The sequence below is a fragment of the Allobosea sp. genome, from assembly GCF_036675845.1.
Lineage (GTDB): Bacteria > Pseudomonadota > Alphaproteobacteria > Rhizobiales > Beijerinckiaceae > Allobosea.
The window spans coordinates 1-2815 of the sequence record NZ_JAKFED010000094.1; the positions used below are offsets into that span (position 1 = coordinate 1).

At 71.3% G+C, this 2815-nt stretch carries 2 protein-coding genes; one reads left to right on the plus strand and one right to left on the minus strand.

The annotated features are described in order from the left end of the window. The first annotated feature begins 323 nt into the window (after window positions 1-323). Entirely contained in the window at window positions 324-587 is a 264-nt protein-coding gene (locus V6M56_RS10940; protein ID WP_332683614.1) for a hypothetical protein, read from the plus strand. A gap of 183 nt (window positions 588-770) precedes the next feature. Here V6M56_RS10940 and putA read toward each other — a convergent pair. After that, window positions 771-2815: bifunctional proline dehydrogenase/L-glutamate gamma-semialdehyde dehydrogenase PutA (gene putA, locus V6M56_RS10945; RefSeq protein ID WP_332683616.1), on the minus strand; the 2045-nt coding region annotated here is incomplete at its 5' end.

Here is a 2815-nt window from a genome sequence, read left to right on the forward strand (position 1 = left end):
CTGGTCAAACGGCCTACACCTCACCCTGCCCTCTCCTTCCAGGAGAGGGTTCCCCGCGCCACGTCTGGCAGATGTCGCGCCCGCCCTGATCCCCTGCCGGCTTCCTTCTCTCCCGTGCATGTCGGATGTTTCCGACATGCACGGACTCAGAGTGCCCATCTCGGGCACGCCCGAGATGGGTGGGAGAAGGAGGCGGTCTGGAAATGAGCACCGGCAGCCTGGGAGGAGGCCCAGCGGCGGGTCGCGCGGCAAGGGTTCCCCGCGCCCTTTCCGGCTGGGCTGCTATAAGCTCGCGCTCAGACGCGATTCACGGAAAGCTCGCCATGGCCAGAAAAACCCCCGAACAGCTCACCAAGGAATTCGAGGGCCGCAAGGCCAAGGGGCTGGCCAAGGGCGGGGCGGCCTATTGGCCGAATGTGCTGGCCAATGCGGTGCTGAAGCTCACCGCCGCCGGCGGCGAATTCAGCGTCGCGGCGCTGATCGAGCGCGTCGCGCAGGACGGGCAGGTCGCCGATCCGGCGATCAGGGCCGGCGCCGAGGAAGCGCTCGCCCGCCTGCGCCAGGCGGCGGCGCGCGGGGCGGAGTAAGGCGCGGCGTGCCCTCTCCCCCCTTGTAGGGGAGAGCTGGAGAGGGGGGTAGTCAGCCGTGAGGGGAAACACCTGCTTTCCGGCCGAACGAGGCTGGCACGGGCGGGCCCTCCAGACCCCCCTCCCAACCCTCCCCCACAAGGGGGGAGGGCTCCCGCGCCGGGCTGGAATGCGTGGGTGCCCTCACTCCCCCATGGCGATCAGGCTGGCGTTCCCGCCCGCCGCCGCCGTGTTGATCGTCACCGTCTGCTCGGTGGCGAAGCGGGGCAGGTAGTGCGGGCCGCCGGCCTTGGGGCCGGTGCCGGAGAGGCCGTGGCCGCCGAAGGGCTGCACGCCGACGACGGCGCCGATGATGTTGCGGTTGACGTAGATATTGCCGGTCGAGAGTTTCTCCGTGACGCGCTCGACCGTGGTCTCGATGCGCGAATGCACGCCGAGCGTCAGCCCGTAGCCGGTGGCCTCGATCGCCTCGAGCACCGTGTCGAGCTGGCCCGCCTTCCAGCGCACGACATGCAGCAGCGGGCCAAAGTGCTCGGCGGTGAGGTCGGAGATCTTGTCGAGGCGGATGATGTGCGGGGCGACATAGGTGCCGCCGAGCGCGGGCGTCTGGCCGGCATAGGTGACGCGGCCTTGCGCCTGCATCGCCGCGACATGGCTGTCGAGGCGCTGCTTTGCGGCTTCGTCGATCACCGGGCCGATATGGGTCTCGATCTCGCGCGGGTCGCCGAGCCGGAGCACGCTGGCGGCGCCCTCGATCATCTCGAGCATCTTGTCGGCGACGTCCTCCTGCACCACCAGCAGGCGCAGCGCCGAGCAGCGCTGGCCGGCCGAGCGGAAGGCCGAGATCACGACGTCGTCGGCGACCTGCTCGGCGAGCGCGGTCGCGTCGACGATCATGGCGTTGAGGCCGCCGGTCTCGGCGATCAGCGGCACGATGGCTGAGTCCTTGGCGGCGAGCGCGCGGTTGATGGCGCGGGCGGTGGCGGTCGAGCCGGTGAAGGCGACGCCGGCGACGTCCCTGTGCGCGACCAGCGCGGCGCCGAGCTTGCCGTCGCCGGGGGCGAAGTGCAGCGCGCTCTTCGGCACGCCGGCCTCGTGCAGGATGCCGATCGCGAGGCTGGCGATCAGCGGGGTCTGCGGCGCCGGCTTGGCGACGACGCTGTTACCGGTGACGAGGGCGGCAGCGACCTGGCCGGTGAAGATCGCCAGCGGGAAGTTCCAGGGGGCGATGCAGATGAAGGGCCCGCGGCCGCGCAGCACCAGCCGGTTCTCCTCGCCGGTCGGGCCGGGCAGGGCGGCGGGTACGGCGAATTTGGTCTCGGCCTCGGCGGCGTAATAGCGCAGGAAGTCGACCGCCTCGCGCAGTTCCGCGATGGCGTCGTCGAGCGTCTTGCCGGCCTCGGCCTGGAGCAGAGCGAGGATCGGGCCGCGGCGGGCTTCCATCAGCTCGGCGGCCTGGCGCAGGGCCGCGGCACGGATGCGGGCCGGCGTCGCGTTCCAGGCCGGGAAGCCGGCCTTTGCGGCGCGCAGCGCCAGCTCGGCGGTCGCGGTATCGGCCTCGCTGACCTGGCCGACCGGCCGGCCGTCGATCGGCGAGAGCACCGCGCGCTTCGTGCCGGCGACAGGCTTGCCGTCGATGATGGCGCTCGCCTCGGGGAAGGGTTTTGCCGTGGCGCGGCCGATCTCGGCGAGCAGCGCGGCGAGGCTTGCCGCATCGCCGAGCTCGACGCCGGCCGAGTTCTTGCGCGAGGGGCCGAAGAGATCGGCCGGCAGCGGGATGCGGCGATGGCGGGCGGCGCTGCCTGTGCCGATGATGTCGGCCGGCGGCACGAGCAGCTCCGCAACCGGCACGTCCGGGTCGCCCGAGACCGAGACGAAGGAGGAGTTGGCGCCGTTCTCGAGCAGGCGGCGGACGAGATAGGCGAGCAGGTCCTGATGGCCGCCGACCGGGGCATAGGTGCGGCAGGCGAAGCCGGCATCCTCGGCGAGCAGCCGCTCATAAAGCGCCTCGCCCATGCCGTGCAGGCGTTGGAACTCGAAATTTTCGGTATTCCCGGCGAGCTCCGCGACGGTCGCGACGGTCAGCGCGTTATGGGTGGCGAACTGGGGGATGATGCGCGGCCGCAAGGCCAGCAGCTGCCTGGCGCAGGCCTCGTAGTTGAGGTCGGTCATCGCCTTGCGGGTGAAGACCGGGTAGTCGGGCAGGCCGCGCTCCTGGGCGCGCTTCA

What these genes read in the sequence shown, in the direction of transcription:
- V6M56_RS10940 (WP_332683614.1), top strand. Translation starts at nt 324, where the DNA reads ATGGCCAGAAAAACCCCCGAACAGCTCACCAAGGAATTCGAGGGCCGC.